The 20,032-nt window shown below is 48.3% G+C and carries 18 protein-coding genes and 1 pseudogene; 11 read left to right on the top strand and 8 right to left on the bottom strand.

Annotation, left to right across the window (positions count from 1 at the left end; all coding sequences use genetic code 11):
- Positions 1-5: 5 nt before the first annotated feature.
- Positions 6-572: an HD domain-containing protein gene (locus DFR28_RS00965; RefSeq protein ID WP_113952433.1), complete on the bottom strand. Its 567-nt coding sequence runs from the start codon at positions 570-572 to the stop codon at positions 6-8.
- Between the two features lie 107 nt (positions 573-679).
- On the opposite strand from DFR28_RS00965, the gene DFR28_RS00960 reads away from it, so the two are divergent.
- The 3 genes from DFR28_RS00960 to ggt all read left to right on the top strand — a co-directional run bounded on the left by DFR28_RS00960 (position 680) and on the right by ggt (position 3,859).
- Positions 680-1,378 carry an START domain-containing protein gene (locus DFR28_RS00960; RefSeq protein ID WP_113952432.1) on the top strand — a complete coding sequence of 233 codons (699 nt, stop codon included), beginning with the start codon at positions 680-682 and terminating at the stop codon, positions 1,376-1,378.
- A gap of 83 nt (positions 1,379-1,461) precedes the next feature.
- Complete coding sequence (locus DFR28_RS00955) at positions 1,462-2,079, top strand: glutathione S-transferase family protein (RefSeq protein ID WP_113952431.1); 618 nt, start codon at positions 1,462-1,464, stop codon at positions 2,077-2,079.
- An 88-nt stretch (positions 2,080-2,167) separates the two neighbouring features.
- Positions 2,168-3,859, top strand: coding sequence for a gamma-glutamyltransferase (gene ggt / locus DFR28_RS00950; RefSeq protein WP_113952430.1), 1,692 nt, complete (start codon positions 2,168-2,170; stop codon positions 3,857-3,859).
- 62 nt (positions 3,860-3,921) lie between these two features.
- On the opposite strand, the gene DFR28_RS00945 is transcribed toward ggt, so the two are convergent.
- Positions 3,922-4,305 (bottom strand): VOC family protein, encoded by a 384-nt coding sequence (locus DFR28_RS00945; RefSeq protein ID WP_113952429.1) that lies wholly within the window; start codon positions 4,303-4,305, stop codon positions 3,922-3,924.
- Positions 4,306-4,399: 94 nt separating this feature from the next.
- On the opposite strand from DFR28_RS00945, the gene soxR reads away from it, so the two are divergent.
- Positions 4,400-4,852: a redox-sensitive transcriptional activator SoxR gene (gene soxR / locus DFR28_RS00940; protein WP_113953363.1), complete on the top strand. Its 453-nt coding sequence runs from the start codon at positions 4,400-4,402 to the stop codon at positions 4,850-4,852.
- A gap of 109 nt (positions 4,853-4,961) precedes the next feature.
- Here soxR and DFR28_RS00935 read toward each other — a convergent pair whose 3' ends face one another.
- Positions 4,962-5,258, bottom strand: coding sequence for a DUF4389 domain-containing protein (locus DFR28_RS00935; RefSeq protein ID WP_113952428.1), 297 nt, complete (start codon positions 5,256-5,258; stop codon positions 4,962-4,964).
- Positions 5,259-5,676: 418 nt separating this feature from the next.
- On the opposite strand from DFR28_RS00935, the gene dgoD reads away from it, so the two are divergent.
- Complete coding sequence (gene dgoD, locus DFR28_RS00930) at positions 5,677-6,825, top strand: galactonate dehydratase (protein ID WP_113952427.1); 1,149 nt, start codon at positions 5,677-5,679, stop codon at positions 6,823-6,825.
- A 91-nt stretch (positions 6,826-6,916) separates the two neighbouring features.
- Here dgoD and DFR28_RS00925 read toward each other — a convergent pair whose 3' ends face one another.
- Positions 6,917-7,423, bottom strand: coding sequence for a FadR/GntR family transcriptional regulator (locus DFR28_RS00925; protein ID WP_425455466.1), 507 nt, complete (start codon positions 7,421-7,423; stop codon positions 6,917-6,919).
- Positions 7,424-7,426: 3 nt separating this feature from the next.
- Positions 7,427-7,612: pseudogene (locus DFR28_RS20130) on the bottom strand (winged helix-turn-helix domain-containing protein); the annotation flags it as partial.
- A gap of 351 nt (positions 7,613-7,963) precedes the next feature.
- Here DFR28_RS20130 and DFR28_RS00920 point away from each other — a divergent pair.
- Entirely contained in the window at positions 7,964-10,237 is a 2,274-nt protein-coding gene (locus DFR28_RS00920; protein ID WP_147250886.1) for an alpha-galactosidase, read from the top strand.
- A 4-nt stretch (positions 10,238-10,241) separates the two neighbouring features.
- Here the strand turns inward: DFR28_RS00920 and DFR28_RS00915 are convergent, their stop codons facing one another.
- Positions 10,242-11,537: an alpha/beta hydrolase family protein gene (locus DFR28_RS00915; RefSeq protein ID WP_113952424.1), complete on the bottom strand. Its 1,296-nt coding sequence runs from the start codon at positions 11,535-11,537 to the stop codon at positions 10,242-10,244.
- Between the two features lie 144 nt (positions 11,538-11,681).
- On the opposite strand from DFR28_RS00915, the gene DFR28_RS00910 reads away from it, so the two are divergent.
- Both DFR28_RS00910 and DFR28_RS00905 read left to right on the top strand, forming a co-directional pair.
- Positions 11,682-12,995, top strand: coding sequence for a S1C family serine protease (locus DFR28_RS00910; RefSeq protein ID WP_113952423.1), 1,314 nt, complete (start codon positions 11,682-11,684; stop codon positions 12,993-12,995).
- Complete coding sequence (locus tag DFR28_RS00905; protein ID WP_113952422.1) at positions 12,992-13,972, top strand: FHA domain-containing protein; 981 nt, start codon at positions 12,992-12,994, stop codon at positions 13,970-13,972. The genes DFR28_RS00910 and DFR28_RS00905 overlap by 4 nt, the downstream gene beginning before the upstream one ends.
- A 38-nt stretch (positions 13,973-14,010) precedes the next feature.
- Here DFR28_RS00905 and DFR28_RS00900 read toward each other — a convergent pair whose 3' ends face one another.
- The gene (locus DFR28_RS00900; RefSeq protein WP_113952421.1) at positions 14,011-14,967 is read right to left on the bottom strand and encodes a GDP-mannose 4,6-dehydratase; all 957 of its coding nucleotides are present in this window, start codon (positions 14,965-14,967) and stop codon (positions 14,011-14,013) included.
- Between the two features lie 78 nt (positions 14,968-15,045).
- Positions 15,046-16,605, bottom strand: coding sequence for a choice-of-anchor I family protein (locus DFR28_RS00895; RefSeq protein WP_113952420.1), 1,560 nt, complete (start codon positions 16,603-16,605; stop codon positions 15,046-15,048).
- A gap of 116 nt (positions 16,606-16,721) precedes the next feature.
- Here DFR28_RS00895 and DFR28_RS00890 point away from each other — a divergent pair, with 116 nt between their 5' ends.
- From DFR28_RS00890 to DFR28_RS00880, 3 genes are all read left to right on the top strand, one after another.
- A complete protein-coding gene (locus tag DFR28_RS00890) occupies positions 16,722-18,116 on the top strand; it encodes an MATE family efflux transporter (protein ID WP_113952419.1) in 1,395 nt (464 codons plus the stop codon).
- 73 nt (positions 18,117-18,189) lie between these two features.
- On the top strand, positions 18,190-18,570 hold the full coding sequence (locus tag DFR28_RS00885) for a hypothetical protein (RefSeq protein WP_113952418.1): 381 nt from the start codon (positions 18,190-18,192) through the stop codon (positions 18,568-18,570).
- Positions 18,571-18,679: 109 nt separating this feature from the next.
- Positions 18,680-19,945, top strand: coding sequence for an amidohydrolase (locus tag DFR28_RS00880; protein WP_113953362.1), 1,266 nt, complete (start codon positions 18,680-18,682; stop codon positions 19,943-19,945).
- Positions 19,946-20,032 lie beyond the last annotated feature (87 nt).

Here is a 20,032-nt window from a genome sequence, read left to right as displayed (position 1 = left end):
ATGATTTAAAGAGCCGATTTGTAAAGACTCTTAAGTGGTTTTGCGAATACTCGACGTACCATTGGTTCGAATTCGGTCAACGATAGTGTTGGTTTGCGTGCATCAAACGCCAAGTCGTCATACTCATTTACGAATCGTTCAGTTTGCGGGTAATAAGGATGGTCACGTAGTGAGTCACGTAAATTACGATCCATGCCAATGTAATGAAAGAAATTATAGCCCTGAACAACAGCGTGATGCTTAATCATCCAATGGTTTGCGTCTGATACAAATGGCTCCAGAATTGCAGCCGCTACATCCGCGTGATTGGCGCTGCCGAGAGTGTCACCGATGTCATGTAACAGTGCGCAGACTACATATTGTTCATCTTCTCCAGCTTCGGCCGCTAACTCGGCGGTTTGCAAACTATGTTGTAGACGATCAACTGGGAAGCCACCGTAGTCTCCGCTAAGTAGTTCAAGGTGCGTTAGCAATCGGTCAGGCAGTGCTGTGAAAAATTTTAGTTGTTCGCCCATAATGAGCTGCCAATCTTCGGCCGTGCTGTCGGACATTTTATGAAATTTGGTTTGCATGTTTCTCTCTCCTCGGATTGGCTAAAACGATACCCTATCACAATCCAGATTTACGCTGTATTTCCTATTCAACGTAAGTTGCGTATGATGGCCATTCACTTTACAACATGAAGATACTGGTATTGATGTCAGCGAATTGTTTACGTCTTCTGTTGCTCCTGTCATGCGTGCATCTGTGCTGGCTGTTCTCCCCTTATGTTGCCGCGCAAACGGACTACGTCAATTATGACTGGCAGTTGAAACGCGACCGCCACGACATTCGAATTTATTTAAGTAAAGTGCCTGACTCAAAGTTCCGTGCGGTTCGTGCGGAAATGCAAGTTGATGCATCTGTCGAGAGCCTAGTTGCCCTGATTACGGATTTGCCAAATTGTAAAAAATGGGTAGTGATGTGTCAAAAAGCCGAGCTTGTTGAGCAGCTTTCGTCGACCGAAAGTATTGTGTATACCCATAATGATGTGCCATTTCCGGTTCGAGATCGAGACGTGTATTCGCATGTGGTTTGGTCGCACGATGAAGCGACTGGCGTAGTGAAGATGCGCAGTGAAGCCATTGATGCGTCCAAGTACCCGGTTCGTCGAGGACGTGTGCGTATTGTCTATGCGGTATCGGAGTGGCATTTTAAGCCGTTGGCTAACGGCCAAGTGGCGATTGAAAGCTTTGCTCATGTCGATCCAAATGGTGCGGTCCCAGCGTGGTTGATCAATTTCTTAATTGTCGATGCGCCGTATAAAACGCTTAAGCAGATGCGGGCAAGAGTGCAGCAACCGCAATACCAGAATGCCGAAGTCGCGTTGTTCCAATAATGGCGAATATTCAACTAACTTGATACGGCACTCATTCGATATAAACTACACTGCAATACACTCAAATTTGTTTGGAAAATTTTATGATTACTCTTCATCATCTACGCATTGGGCGTTCATTGTTTACGGCTTGGTTATTAGAGGAAGTTGGCGCTGAGTACCAGTTAGAAGTTTATCACCGTGACCCTGCAACCATGCGAGCCCCGGCTGCGCTGCGTGAGATACATCCGTTAGGTAAGAGCCCTGTCATTGAAGATGAAGATTTGACACTCACTGAGTCGAACGTGATTACGGCGTATATGTTGGAGAAGTTTGACCAACAGCACGCCTTGCATCCTGATCGCAGTGATCTCACGCGATGGGCTCAATATCAGCAGTGGTTGGCCTATCCAGAGGGTTCAGTATTTGCGCCGCTGTTGCTCAAGATGTTGACGCTACGAAGTGGTGTTGAACATCCGGTTATCTCGCCATTTAGTGACATTGAGATCAAGCTGCATTTTGACCACATAGCGCAACAGTTAGGTGATAATGATTACATTTTAGGCGATCAATTCAGTGGCGCTGATTTTGGCATTTGCTACGTGGTGTCGATGGCCCAGCGTCTTGGTCAGCTTAAGCCGTATCCGACCCTACAAGCCTATTTACAGCGGTGTATGAATCGTCCTGCTTTTGTGCGAGCGGTTGAACGCGCAGTTGAATAGTGTTGTTTAGCTTCAGGAACCTGTGCCGCCATGTTTCGTGGCATTGTGATAAGGTTCTCAAACTTAAATTTGCTCGGAAATTCTAATCATGAGAAAAGTCTTTTTATCCGCAATTTGCGTACTATTAACGATTGCTACGAGTTCAGCCGCTGATCGAGTCACTGGAGAGACATTCGCACTACGTTCTCCGGTATTGGCAAGTAAAGCAATGGCGGCTACCTCGCAACCATTAGCGACCCAGCTTGCACTTGATGTAATGCGTCGTGGCGGTAACGCCATTGACGCGGCGATTGCTGCGAATGCGCTATTGGGGCTTGTTGAACCGACAGGCAATGGCATCGGTGGCGACATCTTCGCTATTGTGTGGGATGCAAAGACCAAGCAGTTAGTTGGGCTGAATGGTTCGGGGCGCTCGCCTAAATCGTTGACTAGGCAGTGGTTCGTTGATAATGGCTACCAGAGCATACCTTCGCATGGGCCGCTGCCGGTGACCGTGCCGGGTGCTGTCGATGGCTGGTTTATGTTGCATTCGCGCTTTGGTTCGCTACCGATGAGTGAGTTATTAGCCCCGACTATTGCTTATGCCCAAGAGGGCTTTCCTGTGTCGCAATTAATTGCGTATTACTGGCAGCGATCCGTTCCGAAGCTGGCAAAGTGGCCGGGTTTCACCGCGCAATTTACCTTGGACGGCCAAGCTCCGTCACAAGGGCAAATATGGCGTAACCCAAATTTGGCGAAGACCTTGAAAATTATTGCGGATAAAGGTCGAGACGGTTTTTATCAAGGCGAGGTGGCCAATACGATCGCCAACTATATGCAGGCCAATGGTGGTTTTCTATCGGCTGAAGATTTGGCCGATCACCAAGGTAATTGGTTAGATCCAGTAAGCACCAATTATCGTGGTTATGATGTTTGGGAACTGCCACCGAATGGCCAGGGCATAGCCGCACTGCAAATTCTCAATATTATGGAGCTGCATGATGTGTCAAAGATGCGTCCAGACTCGGCAGAATACGTCCATCTATTTACCGAGGCGAAAAAATTAGCTTTCGAAGATCGAGCTAAATATTACGCTGACCCAGAGTTCAACCAGATTCCAGTTAAGCAGTTGATCTCTAAATCTTACGCTAAACAACGCGCAAGCCTGATCGATCCCAATCAAGCGAGTAAGGAACTGAGTGCTGGCAATATTCTCGAAGACGGCGATACCATTTATTTAACTACGGCCGACTCTGAAGGCAATATGGTGTCGTTAATTCAGAGTAATTATCGTGGAATGGGTTCCGGTATGACGCCGCCAGGACTGGGGTTTATTTTGCAGGATCGTGGCGAAATGTTCTCGCTGGACGATAAGCACTTCAATCGATTCGAAGGCGGTAAAAGACCTTTTCATACAATCATTCCCGCTTTTGTCACTAAAGATGGCAAACCCTGGATGAGCTTTGGGTTGATGGGCGGCGGAATGCAGCCACAGGGGCATGCGCAGGTGATCATTAATATGGTCGATTTTGGCATGGATATTCAAGCGGCGGGCGATGCGCCGCGGATACAGCATACAGGCTCTTCTGAACCGACTGGCGAGAAAATGACCGACGGCGGCATATTGAACCTAGAAACGGGTTTTCCATATGAAACGATCCGAACGTTGATGCGCAAGGGGCATGTAATTCAATTTGCTAATGGGCCTTACGGTGGGTATCAAGCCATTCACCGCGCAGACAATGGCGTTTATTGGGGCGCGACAGAAACCCGTAAAGACGGTCATGCCGCTGGTTTTTGACCACATAGTAAAGGTTAATCGGGAACGGTCAGCGCAAAGCGAAGACCGTTCCCTTACACCCGTTATTTATTGTAGCTGATGAGTTCCAACTCGATATCATCAGTGGTTTTCACGTAGAAGCGGCGCCCAGGTTCGTAGTCCCGATAGTTAAAAGGAATTAGCCCCGCCGCCCTGATCTTGACTTCGATTGCATCTAGGTCATTCACCACAATGCCCAGGTGGTTCAGGTTGCCAGTGTTTCGCTGACTGTTTGGATTGTCGGTCGGGTCGACCGGCGCGTAGAGTGCTAGATAAGATTGGTCGCCGCCGACGTGCACGGTATAGCCGTCGTTCAATGCTGGTCCCGACCAGCGAATCCGCCAACCCAGCACACGACACAGCAGCTCGGCAAATTGGTCTGGGTTTGAAACGGTAAGATTGGTATGTTCAAGGTAGGTCTGTTGCATGAGAGCCTCATAGTTAAATTAGTTGTTGATGACTCGAAGTCTAATATCTCAAGTTAACTTGAGGTCAAGCGTAAATTTAATTATGGTGTCAGCTATGAAACAAGACCCGTTGTTAAGTATTGGAGAGGTTGCCAAGCGGACTGGCGCAAATGTATCGGCGATACGGTTTTATGCAGATCAAACCTTGATACCGACCGTGCGCAGCGCTAGTGGACACCGACTCTTTAATCGTTCGGTGATTCGCCGAGTGTCATTTATTTTGATTATGCAGGGCTTGGGCTACAGCCTTAAGCAGGTTGCTTCGGCATTAGAATCTTTGCCCGATAACCGAACTCCAACCAAGTCTGACTGGAATCGACTTAGTCGGCAATTCAGTGCGGAAATTGATCAGCGCATAGCTCAGTTAAATAAACTGAAGGGATCATTAACAAGATGCATCGGTTGTGGATGCTTGTCATTACAAAAGTGTCAGCTCTATAACGCAAACGATCGTGCCGCCGCGTTAGGTGATGGTCCGCGCTATTTCATCGGTGATGATATACGCTAGGGCACGTGGCTTGAACAGTTAAGACTGGATTCGTGCTTCTGTGGTTGGTCGCTCAGTTGTGACCCTCGGGCCAGCTGACTTCACCACAAGAAGCACGCTACTGTTTTGGCTACGCCTCAGTGGTGTCCACAGTAATCACGATATCGGATGTCGGGAAATCGCTAAACGGAAATGGGCGCTGATCGGTGTTGAACGTCACGTAACGCAGTATCTCTTGCACGTATTTACTCAAGCTTTCACCAAATTTAAGCAAATAGCTATTGGGCGCGCCGCTAATAAGTGTAAATAAGCATTGCGCAATAACCACAGCGGCGATGACTAGCTGAGTTAGGTAAAAAACCAGCCAAAATGCAGCAATGAACAGCACTCTAGTCCAGCCTTGTTTTCCTTCATATTGATCGGACATTGTTAGTTCTCCCAAGTTGTTGATACCTTATTACTAAGGGCGGAATTGTCAGAATCAAACTCTATAGGATGAAAAATGTTGCTATTGGGTATTTTCGCTCAGTTGCAACATTGGTCGCTACATAAGCTGTTGCGCCTAGCGTTTAGTGCGTCATAGAGGCTCGGTTTATGCAGTTTTTTCGCGTTGTTTGATGGGTCGATTGGTTTTGACAGTGCTGGCGTTCTCTTGTACCATCATATTTATCATATAAATCTACATTGGGTTTGGCGATTATTTAGGTTCTGACAGATTACGCATTGAAGCGAGTAGCTGTAGCCTTAGTCAGCGTAGTGTGATTGATTCGAATTTAACTTATCTCATAAGACATCTTAGATGACTATTCAAGCGGTCGTGCTCGACTGATGGAGACCCTTTTGCAATGAAAATAACAAACTTTCGACTCTACTCCGTAAAGCCGCGTTGGTTATTTTTAGCCATTGATACGGATGAAGGAATCACCGGATGGGGCGAGCCGGTGATCGAAGGTCGCTCCCACTCTGTTGCGGCTGCTGTCGAGGAGCTATCGACTTATTTGATCGGCAAAGATCCGCGACGTATTAATGATCATTGGCAGACTCTATATCGTGGCGGCTTTTATCGTGGCGGGCCAATTTTAATGTCGGCCATTGCTGGTATTGACCAAGCGCTTTGGGACATTAAGGGCAAGGCTATGGGCCAGCCTGTGTATGAGCTGCTAGGCGGTTTAGTTCGTGACAAAATGAAGACCTATTCGTGGGTCGGTGGCGACGATCCGGCCGAAGAAAGTGAGCAGATGAAGCGTTTGATGGCGCAGGGTTGGGATACTTTCAAGTTAAACGGCTGTGGTCGCTTGAAGATGGTTGACGGTCATCGAGCGGTGGATAAAGTGATTGAACGAGTTGCTACCATTCGCGAGAACTTAGGAAGTTCAGTGGACTTTGGTTTGGATTTTCATGGTCGTGTATCCGTGCCTATGGCTAAAGTGCTACTTAAAGAGCTCGAGCCATATCGACCATTATTTGTGGAAGAACCCGTGCTTGCCGAGCATGCCGAGCAATATTCTGAGCTGGCTTGCGGTTCTAGCATAGTTTTAGCTGCTGGGGAGCGAATGTTCAGTCGCTTTGAGTTCAAGCGTGTATTTGAGCGTGGCGGCATCGGCATCATACAGCCCGATCTATCGCACGCTGGAGGCATTACTGAATGTCTGAAAATTGCCTCAATGGCCGAGGCGTATGATGTGGCCTTGGCTCCACATTGCCCGCTTGGGCCAATTGCATTAGCCGCTTGTCTTGCAGTCGATTTCGTTTCGTACAATGCGGTGTTGCAAGAGCAATCGATGGGCATCCACTATAATCAAGGCGCAGAGTTGCTTGATTATGTGTTGAACAAAGATGACTTCGCAATCGACGGCGGATACATCAAGCCACTAGCCAAGCCTGGTCTTGGCGTCGAAGTAAACGAAGATTACGTCAAGGAAATGGCTAAAGAGGGTTGTGATTGGAAGAACCCTCTTTGGCGTCATGAGGATGGAACTATCGCCGAGTGGTAGCTGCGTAAGCACTACCATCTTACCGAGCCTGTCGCAGTAGAAAGTGCTTTATAAATTTAGATTTAGCGACTTGAGTGTGGCGGCACTAGTGTTATTTTTTGCGTTCTTCTAAGGCGCTCACAATAGTTGCCAAGGCGCTATCCATTAATTTTTTGGCCTGTTTAGCGGCGGCCTCTGGTTGATTTTCAACGATTGCGTCATAGATCTTTTTATGATCATCGTGATTGCCTGCATTAACGCCTGTGCGCATGTTAGTGAAGCGAATACTGACCCGCAATGTGGTGTCGATAATGCGACCTAGCTGTGAGAAAAACCGGTTTCCGCTGGCATTTAGCACGCTCAAATGAAACGCAATATCTGACTCAAGTGGGTCGTCCATACCAGTTTCAGCATTTTTCATGCGAACCAGTGCCTCTGCAATTTCAGCAATTTTTTCAGAATCCTGGTGCTGGGCGGCTAACCTAGCAGCATCAGGTTCGATGGCGACACGTAGCTGTGTGAACTCGCGTAGTAGCTCGAGTGAAGGGTTCGAGTCTCGCATCCAGCGCAGTACATCCGCGTCAAATAGGTTCCATTCGCTCTCTGGAAGTACTTTAATGCCTTGTCTCGCACGGCTGGTGATAAGCCCTTTGGCGGCAAGAGATTTGACGGCTTCACGCGCCGCACTTCGGCTTACTTGTAATTGCTGGCACAAAACAGCTTCACTAGGCACTGGGTTATGCTCTCCGTAGGTGCCGTTAATGATTGCGTTGCCTAAAGAATCAGCGACCTGTTGAGTGAGGTTCATACCTCGATTTGCACGGTTCATATCTGGCTGTATTCCTTGGTGTGGTAGAGGCTAAGGTGCGACACGACGCGATGGGGCACGGTGCGCGTAGTTTTGATTGGTCGATTGTACATAAATATGATAATTGACGCAATTTGCTGGCTTCATTAGTCTCGGGAAATGCGCCTTTGTTGAAATGTATTATATATATGATAATATTGATTGAATGCTGCGCCTGACAGCGCATATTGTCGATATACTCATACTTCCTCAATTGCATAGTTTACTAATTGATCGTGGACTGCTGTGAGTCGTCGGGCTGACGTTTCAGTTGCTGGCCCGTTATGTAACTATTTGAAAGTGAGCTTAAATATGTCAACGTTGATTCATGTCTCAGGAACTGCGCGCGAAAACTACACGACCGATGCCAGTGCACAAGAGGCTACCCAAAATGGCCTAGTTTTCAACCTATCAAATCAGCGAATTAGCTATGTGTTCCGTGTATCCCGCGAAGGAATTTTAGAGCACCTGCATTTTGGCGCTCGCGTGAGCCCTCAAACAGATTACCCAAGTGTTCCTCGGCGTTTACATCGCGGATGCGTATTGGAATTTCAGGATTCACTTGACTACAATTTGACCGATATTCCTCAGGAGTATCCGGTGTTTGGAACGACTGATAATCGAACGCCGGCTTTCCATGCTCAGAACTGCGCCGGTAATACCACCACTGTACTGCGTTATGTTAGCCATCAAGTGGTGAATGACAAGCCTGCGCTCACGGGTTTACCGTCCGCACGCGGCGCAGATCATGGTGCTAGTGAAACATTGATTGTTAGCTTAGGCGATGCTGAGCTCAACTTGTTGGTTCGCTTGCATTACACGATTTATGCAGAACACGATTTGATCGCTCGATCAGTTGAGATTAACAATCAATCGACAAGCAGTATTAACATTACGCATGCGATGAGTTCTAGTTTGGATTTGCCGTGTGCCGATTATGAAGTTTTGCATTTGCACGGTACTTGGGCGCGCGAAATGAATGCCCAGCGGCATGCCATTCCATATGGACGATTTGTGCTTGAATCAGCAACCGGAACCAGTGGCAATGTGCATAATCCATTTATCGCGCTAATGGATTCAACGACCACCGAACACCATGGCGATGTGATTGGTACGGCGCTAGTCTACAGTGGCAATTTTGCGATTAGCGTAGAGCGTGGTGAGTTTGGCGCAGTGCGCCTGACCAGTGGTATTAACCCGTTTAATTTTGCGTGGAACTTAGCACCAGGCGAGACTTTTACTAGTCCCGAGTCATTGCACGTGTTTAGTGCGGATGGACTTAATGGTATGAGTCAGGTTTGGCATCGCTTCGTGCGCGAGCAGATAAGTCCTCCGGCATTCAAAAGTCAGCCACGACCGACCTACCTCAATTCGTGGGAGGCCGCGTATTTTGATATTGATGAAGATTCGGTGCTGGCATTGGCAGATCGCACTAAGGCGCTAGGCCTAGAAATGTTGGTGGTCGACGATGGTTGGTTTGAAGGGCGTAATGATGACACCACGTCGCTAGGAGACTGGTTTGCGGATGCAAAGAAATTCCCCAACGGCATCGAGTCAGTCGCGGCTAAGGTAAAAGCTAAGGGTTTAAAATTCGGGTTGTGGTTTGAGCCTGAAATGGTGAACCCAGATAGTCAACTATTTCGGGCCCATCCTGATTGGATTATTGGTGTTCCGCAGCGCTCGTCTTCGAAGGGGAGAAATCAATTGACGCTTGATTTGGGTCGCATTGAGGTCCAGCAATATCTTTTTGATTGTATTGATAAACTATTGGCTTGCGGCGACATCGACTACGTGAAATGGGATATGAATCGTACCATGTCGGAGATAGGTTCGTTTGCGCTCGATGCGAGTCGTCAGCAAGAAACCGCGCATCGTTACCTATTGGGCGTCTATGCTTTAGTTGGGCGGCTCGTTGCCAAGTATCCGAATGTTTTATTCGAAAATTGCGCATCCGGCGGTAATCGATTTGATTTGGGAATGTTGTCGTATATGGCGCAAACGTGGACCAGCGATATGTCGGAACCAATTGGGCGCTTACCGATACAGAATGGCGCATCCTATGTGTTTCCGCCAAGCGTATTGGCATCGTATATCTGCCCGGTGCCTAGTCATCTAAATGGGCGACAAGTATCATTGCAAACGCGCGCGGATGTGGGATTCTTTTGTGCCGCCCGCGGCCTGTCGCTAAACGCCAATGATGTTGATCAAGATTTTGAAGCGCTCGCGGCGCATGCGCAGCACTATCAGCAAACCGCGCAAGATGCCGTTGAGGGTTCTTTCTTTCGTTTACGTTATGACCAAAATGAGGTTTGTTGGCAGCTGATGTCGGCAGATGGGGCTCGCATCTACCTTGGCTATTTTCATATTCTGTCAGAGGCCAATTTGCCCTTACGTCGCATCCGATTGGTTGCTTTAGATCCGCAGCAACAGTATCGCCTAGCTGACAATGACCACGTGTATGGTGGCGATGCGCTTATGCACCTAGGTTTAGATTTGCCCCATGTGTGTGCTATGCAGCGCTCGTCTGCGGACTATTTACCGCAAGGCGATTTCGCCTCGCGGATTATTGTATTGACGCGCCAGTAAATCGCTACTGATTACCGCGAATAAAGCGAACACCTGCGCCCCACCGATCTTTAAAACCAGGCCATGGCGGGCTTAATTTACCGTCGGCCTGTTTGGTTTGCACATTGTGTTCGCGCTCGGGTAAGAATGCGCAAGCGGCTTTGTCTGACTTCACATGGCAGTCAAGGAAAGCTAAGGTCATGTGCTGATTAATGCGTGTAATGGACTCAGAATCCCAACTCGGTTCGTAGTAATGACCTATGTCTAAGTCACTTTGATAAGCAATTTTCGGAGCTGGATGAGCGGCAATATTATGACGCGCATTTTGGTATACCATCAGATATTTATTTTTAGAACCCAATTGCTTATACAGTTTTTCGATACCGTTTTCGAAGCCGGACACATCGTCTTGATCGCCCGCCACTAGCAATGCAGGAAGTTGCAGATTGGCGAGTGACTCAGCCTTGTGTACATTTTGCTCTCCGCCCCAAGGTGAGAACGCTACTAACGCCTTCCAGCGTGGGTCTGGGCTTGTTCGTCCGGCAGCGCAGCTGCTAAACAGTGGTGCAAGGCTGGCTGCTGCGGGTTCGGGGAAGCCCATCGCGGCTAACGTGGTTGGGGCAAAATCATAACAGCCACCAACCGTATTTAGTGCACCGTAACCGCCCATTGAGTAGCCTATCACGGCGGCCTGCTCGGGGTTGATGAGTGATTTAAAGGTCGCGTTTTCTAGCATTGCTTCGAGTACAAATTGTTGGTCTCTGGAGCGATTAAATAAGGTGCTTGAAAATCCAGCGCCAGGGTTCTTGGCAAAATCTATCTCAGCATTAGTAGAGTCGGTGTGGTCGATGCTGGCTACCACATAACCGTGGCTGGCTAGGTGCTCGCCTAAGTAGAACATGATGCTGCGATACCCGGTGTAGCCGTGTGACATCACAATTAATGGAAATGATTGTTCATCAGAGGCTAATGGGGCATCTCGCCAAGCGTTACCGGCCAAACTAAAAGCCGCGCCTGAGCGCAACACATCTTGATACACCGCTGGTGTGCCACTTTGCTTGCTATCGGTACTGCTGGGATACCACACCTCAAGTGCCAAAGAACGATCATTGACGCCTTGAAACGTTGTGGTGTTCAGCTGACCAGGGTTGGTTACGCGCAGCGTTTGCACGCCAACCGACCATGGCCCCGAATGTGCAAGTTCAGGTGTTACGGTGGGCTGCTCGGTAAATAAGTGTTCTGCCTCTGCCGCAAATGTTTGCGAGTGAGATGATAAATAGAGTGCCGCAAGGAGTATGGTTTTAACGTGGAGAAAGCGCATTGTTCGATTCGGTTTTAGTTTTTTTATAGATCTTATACTATCTCACTTTGTGTCATGAGTGTGTTGAACCAGAGTGAGTAATTTACGGTGTATACTGAGCCCGCGTTGGCGTATTGGAAAGCCGACAAATATGATTGAAGAGAAATGAATAATTCAAATAAAACGGCTCAAATCCTACGTAATTTATATACCTGCTCGCAAGTGTGGCGCGGCCTGAATATCGCCTTGCTGATTAGTTTAGTGCTGCTGAGTATTTCTACTACTATTCACGCTAACGATGACTTTGCGGAATATTACGATCAGGTCTATCAGATTCGGGTAATAGCACCGCAAGCTGGCAGTAAATCATCAATAGGTTCGGGTTTTCAAGTTAGTAAAGATGGCCTGCTGCTGACTAATTTTCACGTGGTCGCATCGTTTGTGCAAGCGCCACAGCGGCACCAAATTGAATATCAATCACATACCGGCCAAAAGGGGCAACTTAAGTTGCTGGATTTTGATGTGGTGAATGATTTAGCGGTATTGCGTCATTCGAATCCGAGTGATCAATATTTGCAATTCGCTCCTGATGCTTTGCGTAAGGGCGAAACAGTTTACGCGTTAGGTAACCCGCGTGATTATGGAACCAGTTTAGTTAAAGGGCCAAATAATGGACTGGTGGAGCACAGCTACGATTCGCAAATTCTATTCTCGGGCAGTTTGAATCCGGGTATGAGTGGTGGCCCCGCGTTCAATGCTAATGGTCAGGTGGTCGGTGTAAACGTCGCGACCGCCGGTAGCCAACTTAGTTTTTTGGTGCCCGCTGAAAAGGCTAAACTATTGCTGGCGGCTGATCGTGAAGTGATCGAACAGGATTATCAGTCCGAAATCGCACGGCAAATCAAACTGTGGCAGCGAAATCGGGTGCAGGAGCTTATTGATCAGCCGTGGCCAAATGAGATGTTTGCTGACCGTCCGTTGTTTGGCGAGATTCGTAAAGATTTTCAATGTTGGGGCTACACTAATGATGATGTCGAAGCGCGCACCGTGGCGAGTGTCTCTAAGTCGTGCCGAGCCGGCAACTCGCTATACTTGAATGATGATTTACACGCTGGCGAGCTGTACTTTAGCTTTGCTGACTCAAAGTCACTAACGTTGAATGCGACCCAGTTCGCACGCAGTATTCGGCCATGGATGTCGGCTAATAATGAATCCAGCTATAGCCACTCGACCAATTATCAGTGTCAGGTGGACTTTCTGCAAAATGACCCTGTCGAAGCGCAAGCTGGCACCGATAGCTTTACGCGCGTTACGGCCTGTGTTCGCGCATTTAAAAAGTTGCCTGGTTTATACGACTCCTTATTATTGGTTGAACAAGTAGAGAATCTGCAAAAGTTTGTTTCGCATTTGTCGGTATCTGCGGTTGAGAAAGATCAAATACAGCAACTTAATCGTAAATTTCTGGAGCGCACACGATGAGAAAATTGGTCGTGAAAATCGCTGATAAAAGTGGTGAAAGATTAGAACGAGTTATCTTAAAGTCCCGCGGCTTGGCAATTGGTCGAGCGTGGGATAGCGATATCATTATTCAAGATAAATTCGTTGACCCTGACCACTTGTCGCTCAGTCTTGGGGACGGCGATGCGCTGCAAATAACCGACTTAAATAGTACCAATGGGTCCTCTGTGGCTGGGCGCATGCTGAATGCTAATTCTGTTAGTTATCGGCTTGGCGATAAAATTCGGGTAGGGGATACCACTTTACAAATATTTGATCAGGCGGTGGGCGTCGAAGTCACCGCGATTCGGTCTAATTGGTTTTTGTTGAGCGATCGATTTAAAACATGGCCGGCTTTCTTGGCATTGACTGCAGTAGCGGCGCTGGTGCATTTTTTATCGAGTTGGATGTTTGCCGTCAAGCCGGTGAATTTTAACGAAGCGATGTCAATCTTATTGCAAATGTTGATCGTGTTGGCCGCGTGGAGTTTGATCTTGGGCTTTACCAGCAAGCTAATTCGCGGCGAGAGTAATATCCGCGCATTTTGGATACTCGGGTGTATCGCCCTTATCCTGCTTGAAATAGTTAACTTCACGTTGATGTTGGTGCGGTTTAATCTGCAACATAATCAATTTGGTGATTGGTTATCGCTTACTGTGTTTTGTGTGTTGGGCGTGGTGGTTATGGTTGGCGTTTTAACGTACTCGACCCATTTACGTAAACGCACTCAATGGGTGAGTGCCAGTTTAGTTGTTGTTGCGGTATTGCTGTTGACTAAAAGTGATGATTTACTCAAGCAAGATCATGAGCGTTGGAGTGCTCAATCCGACACCGAAGCGACCACATTGCCGCCAGCGATGTTGTGGCGACGCCCCGTTACGCTAGATGAGTTTCAAGCTAAAACTGATTCATTATTTGAGTTTGACATTGAGCCGCTTGAGCGTTCAGAACTTAAGTAGGCCGAGCCGCCGTGAGCAAGGCGCTTCGAATGGCAGCGCTAGTTGGTCGACTGTTCAGACTCAACCATTTTAGCGACCACATCCGGCAGCGTTGATTTAGCTTTCCAGCCAAGGTCTTTTTCGATCAATGCTGGGGAACCGGCGCTACAGCGTACGTCGTTGGGTCGTACAAACTGATCTGAAACGTGTAAATGATCACGATAATCAAGTCCAACAACCTCGAAGCTCAACCGCACAAAGTCTTCGAGTGTGTAGGCATGACCGGTTGCGATGACATAATCTATTGAGTCTTTTTGTTGAAGCATCAGCCACATGGCCTCAACAAATTCGCTGGCCCAACCCCAGTCACGTTTTATCTCGAGGTTGCCGAGTGTGAGCGATTCTTGTTGACCCTTGGCGATGCGACAGGCGGCGGCGACAATTTTTTTCGAGACGAAGTTGGGGTTTCTAAGAATTGATTCGTGACTAAAAAGAATGCCAGAGCAAGCGTGGAGTCCATAGGCTTGCCGGTAGTTGATGACCGACCAATAAGCCGAAGCTTTGGCGACAGCATAAGGGCTCTTAGGCGCAAATTTAGTTTGCTCGGTAGCCAGTGTGTCGCCAGTTTCGCCGAAGCACTCCCCTGAAGAGGCATTGAAAATCCGGCTGTTTAAATCCAGAAAACGAACCCCTTCCATCACATTTAGCACGCCTAGCGTAAACGAGCGTATCGTTTCAAAGGGCAATTCATATGAGATTCCCACCGAACTTTGCCCCGCCAAATTATAGATTTCGTCGGGTTGTGCTGTGTTTAAGGCGGTGAGGACCGATTTATAATCGGTAATATCCACTGTCATATAACGAATATCTTGATCGATACCGAGCGCATTCGGGTTGGTTCGTATATTTCCTACGGAGTCGCGTGATGTGCCAAAAACAGTGTAGCCTTTTGCCAGCAGAAATCTTGCTAGGTAGGCTCCGTCTTGCCCCGTTACGCCAAATATCAATGCATTCATGCGGCGAGTGAACCACGCTCAATGATGAATGTCAAAATCTTGTTTTAGATATGAACAAATATCGATGTACGCTCCGCCTTAGGGTGCGACACGGTCGACTGATTCGATGGCATAAAGTGCCACGGTGCCGCTGACTTCATTTGCCGTGATTAAAAATGGTTTGCCCGTCGGGCTATCCTCAGCACTAACAAATACAATGCTTTCCGGCGCGATGTCGCCAGCGTCAGGATGTTCGTCAGGTAAGTCGGCATTGCGTGTATTTAGATAATCGACAAAACGCGCCTCGCGCGGTTTGCTGATGTCATAAACCATCACGCCGCCACTACGCTCAAGTCCAATAAACGCGTAGCTCACGTTGTTGACGCGACCAATGGTCAGAGCTTCGGGCTCGGAACCTTTATTGTCACTTCGGTCGTCGCCATTATTAAACAACTTAGGGTAAAGGCGAGCGGAGACATCGGCAAACTCGGAACCGCTGTCGTAGACTTGTTCGCCATCGGCAGTCCAAATTGAAAATGAGCGTGTGCCAAATGCATACAGCGTGTCCACGCGGTTGTCGCCATCGGTATCCGCATTGACAGTCGAAACTTTCAGCCGTCCAAGCCGGCGTTTGTGGGCAAGCTTAGGGTCATCGTCAAGCAATATTTTAGACAAGGTCATTTTGGCGACGCGGGTTTCTTCTGAATAGCCATCATAGTCACGTGCATCGCCCTCGTTGGCAGTGACGATATAAGTGTGTCCATCAACCTCATAGCTGGCAATCGTGTCCGGTTGATACATTCCGAGTACGGGCCAGTTTTGAATATTGATGCCGCCGTCTTCGTCGCTGGCATCAATGCCATTGCCCAGCGTCGAGTGCGATTGCGTCCCGAGTGGCAGAAGTGCCGTGATCGTGGCTTGATTAATGTCTAGAACCGCTAGCGCGTTATTCTCTTGCAATGAGATCCATGCGGTTTGAGAGTCGGCCGAGACGGTAATATATTCAGGTTCTAAGTCTTGTGCGACGGAGGCGTTTTTACCAAAAACGCGAATTCGCGGGTCTAGCTTTTGCTTATTGAAATGAGTGAAGCCGGCTGTTCGTACGGTTGCCATATCAAATGATTGCGTCCGCTCAGCCAATGTGATGATGGTGATTGAGCCCTCAGGGTCTACCGAATAATCGTCATTTGGTTCACCTTCATTGGCGACCAATAGCCGTTTTCCATCCGGAGTGAATGTCACCATGTCGGGCAGGGCCCCGGTGCTAAAGGTATGCAGGTACTGGCCTTGCGTATCAAATAGCACGACAGACCCATCCGCTTGTTTTGGTTTGCTGGCAACCGCCACAGCAACTAAGCCATTGTTAACCGCGACGCTATTTGGTGAGCCAAATTTCTTAACACTTATGCTGGTGAGTAATGTTGGCTTGGTCGGGTCGGCTAGTGACAGAATGTCGACGGATTTGGTTTGCCCGTTGACTACGAAGGCTCGTTTGCTGATGGCGTCAAAGGCGGCGATTTCGGCTGCACCTTGGTCGAATGAGCCTAATTTTATTTGGCTCATCGGTGATAGCTTGATGGTGCTGGACTCGGCGTTAGCTGAGTTAATCGACCATGCCAGTGAATTCAGTAAGAAAAATGCGATCAGGGAATGTTTCATAGTATGTGGATGCACCGCAAACAAGGGTGAATGTAGCCGTCATTTTTATAAGGACTACAACTTAGTTTTAGACTGTGACATTATCATGACATTGCCGACTCTCGTCGGGTTCTCTTATGACATCTTACCACTGGGCGACGCTAAGCTCGGTGCCGTGGTATCACATGAATCGTTTTGTTACGGAAATTAATTCTCTTATTAAGTTAGCCGCGCCGGTCTCGCTGGCTCAGTTGTGCCTGGTTGGAATGACCGCCACCGATGTCTTATTTGCTGGCCAAGCCGGTACCACGGACTTGGCTGGAATGAATCTGGGTGCCAATACATGGAGCCTAATAATATATTTTTTCATGGGAGTTGGCTTTGCCACTCAGCCATTGGTTGCTAAGCACTACGGTGCGCGCGATGAAGCGGGCATTAAGCACCAGATACACCAATCGATGTGGATGTGCTTTGCGTTAGGCATAATTGCGACCTTAGTGGTGTGGGTAAGTGCATGGGCGATTCAATTTATTCGGTTTGACCCTGATTTATTAAGCATTGCACAACAATATTTGATGGCGATTAGCTTATGTGCGATTCCCATTACCATGATCCCGGCGCTGCGCGGCGCGCTCGAGGGTATGAGTCTAACCCGCGAAGTCTTTCTGGTTAATTTCGGCGCGTTTTTGCTCAATATTCCGATGGATTATGTGCTGGTTAATGGTTTGTACGGGCTGCCTAAGCTGGGCGGCGTTGGGTGCGCTTGGTCAACGGTCGGATTGATGTGGCTAGTGTTCTTGGCTAGCTCGGTGGTCGTTAGCCAGCATCATAAGTTGCGTGATAAAAAGCTATTAAAGAATTTTGAACGACCGAATATTCCAACTATCGTTCGCACCCTAAAAATGGGTGTGCCGATGGGGGCCTCATTGCTGATCGAACTAAGTATGTTTGCCGGAGCGGGGATGATGATTGCTATGTTTGGGGTAATTCAAGCTGGCGCGCACGCGGTAGCGATTACGGTCGCCTCGATGAGCTTTATGTTGTACATGGGAATAGGGCAAGGCGTGACTATTCGTGCCTCACAGTTTTTGGGTGCCGGTCGAGCTGATGATGCGTGGTACTCGGTGCGTGCGGGGACTATTTTTAACTTAATGGTTGCCATTGCAATATGTATCGCGTTTGTACTATTTACCGAACCGTTGATTCGCTTATTTAGCGATGACCCCGACGTAATCCAGCTGGCGATCGTGCTGCTCTATTTTGGCGCGGCCTTTCAAGTGGCTGACTCATTACAAATTGCCGCAATCTGTGGGTTACGGGCATACCATGACACTCAAAGCCCTCCGAAGTATCAGTTTATATCGTTTTCGCTGGTGGGCTTGCCGCTGGGTGTTGGAACGGCGTTTTATGGTTGGTGGCCCGGCCTCGAAGGCGCTAAAGGCATGTGGTTCGCGATGGTGGTTAGTTTGTCGTTAGTCGGACTATTGCTGTTGTGGCGCTTGGCGACACGAGTGCGCGACACGGCGGTCTAATGAAATGGCAATTTAACGCTGACATGCGGGGCGCTATACTCGCTGTATAAGCACTACTGAGTATCGGAATATTATGGGTATTGTTGTCACACTGGCGATGTTAATCGGACTTGTTATATTGCGGCCAACCCCTTGGCGCGCAGAGCTTGAGTTGTCCGCACCTCACACACTGCAAGTCTTCGGTGGGGCTTGTGTTGCGTTGCTTGGTGTTTGGAATCTTGGCTACGGACTGCGCCACTTAGGTGAGTTTTGGGGTTGGGCGGCGGCTTTATCGGGGCTGGTAATGATCAGCGCTGCGATGTTGATTGCGGCTTTGAACCGACTTAACTCAAGCCAACGTTCTTCGGCTATTCTACGTTATCGGGGCTTGATTACGTTTGCCCTTGCTGGTTTTTTCTTGCTCTATAGTGTGACCCTAGTGTTGTTAAATTTTGGTTTTCCGATTATTCGTTAATCGGGCCGCTGATTAAATTTATTCTTTTTAGAAGGTGTATCGACATATGAAACAAAGCAGATCAATTATTCTTCAGCGAGCCTCGTTATCGTTCTTCGTGTTGCTCGGGATGTTGTCAATGATAATGTCTACTGCCGCGCAGGCCGAGACTAATTTGGCGAACTCTCTAAGCCAAATTGAACCTAAGTTAATTGAGTGGCGAAGGCACTTACATGCTAACCCTGAGTTAAGTAATCGAGAAGTTAAGACAGCTAAATACGTCGCCGATCATCTCCAGAAATTGGGTTTAGAAGTGCAAACTGGAGTGGCGCATACTGGTGTGGTTGCAATCCTAGAGGGCGGATTACCCGGGCCATTAGTGGCATTGCGCGCAGATATGGATGCGCTGCCTGTTACCGAACAAGTCGACCTCCCTTTTGCTTCAAAGGTGACTGACGTTTATCGTGGTGAGAGTGTTGGCGTCATGCATGCCTGTGGACACGATACCCACGTCGCAATATTAATGGCGGCAGCTGAGTTGTTGGTTGCTCAACGTGAGTCATTGCAGGGTCGCGTCATGTTCATCTTTCAACCGGCTGAAGAAGGTGCGCCAGAAGGCGAAGAGGGCGGTGCAGAACTGATGTTAAAAGAAGGGCTGTTCAAACAACATAAGCCTGACGCCGTGTTCGGTTTACACACTACCTCAAGTATTCCGGTGGGCATGATCGGCATGCGTGCCGGTCCAATGATGGCGGCCTCGGATAAATTTGAAATTACCGTGAAAGGACGACAAACGCATGGTTCACGTCCATGGGGCGGCATCGATCCGATCGTCGTGTCGGCACAAATTATCAACTCAATGCAAACCATTGTGTCGCGTCAGAGTGATATAACGAAAGCGCCGGCGGTGGTGTCAGTTGGGGCGATAAAGGGCGGTGTACGTAATAATATTATTCCCGAGTCAGTCAATATGGTGGGTACTATTCGTAATTTTGACATGCAAATGCGTGAGGATATTCATCGGAGTTTAGAGCGAATTGTGTTAAAAACCGCCGAAGCCCAAGGTGCTGAAGTGGAATTTGATATCGACTTAGGTTATCCGGTCACCGTTAATAACCCTGAGCTGACGGCCAAGATGCGACCTACTTTAGAACGAGTATTCGGTGCAGCGCGTATTGTTGATCCTGGTTTGATCACCGGTGCTGAAGATTTTTCGTATTACGCTTTGGAGACACCGGGTTTGTTTTTCTTCCTCGGCGGAACGCCTGCCGGAGTCAATCCTGCGACGGCGCCAAGCAACCATTCACCATTGTTCTATGTGGATGAGTCTGCGCTTATTAGCGGTGTTCAAGCGCTGGTTGAGTTGACTTTGGATTATCAATCAATGGCAAAGTAGTATGGGATTAGCTAACGATATTTAATCGAAAAATTATAATAAAAAGGCCGTGCTACTCAGTAGCACGGCCTTTTTATATTGCGCTTA

The organism is Arenicella xantha, assembly GCF_003315245.1.
Lineage (GTDB): Bacteria > Pseudomonadota > Gammaproteobacteria > Arenicellales > Arenicellaceae > Arenicella > Arenicella xantha.
Note: the sequence above shows the minus strand (reverse complement) of the source record. Positions and strands in the feature narration are given on the sequence as shown.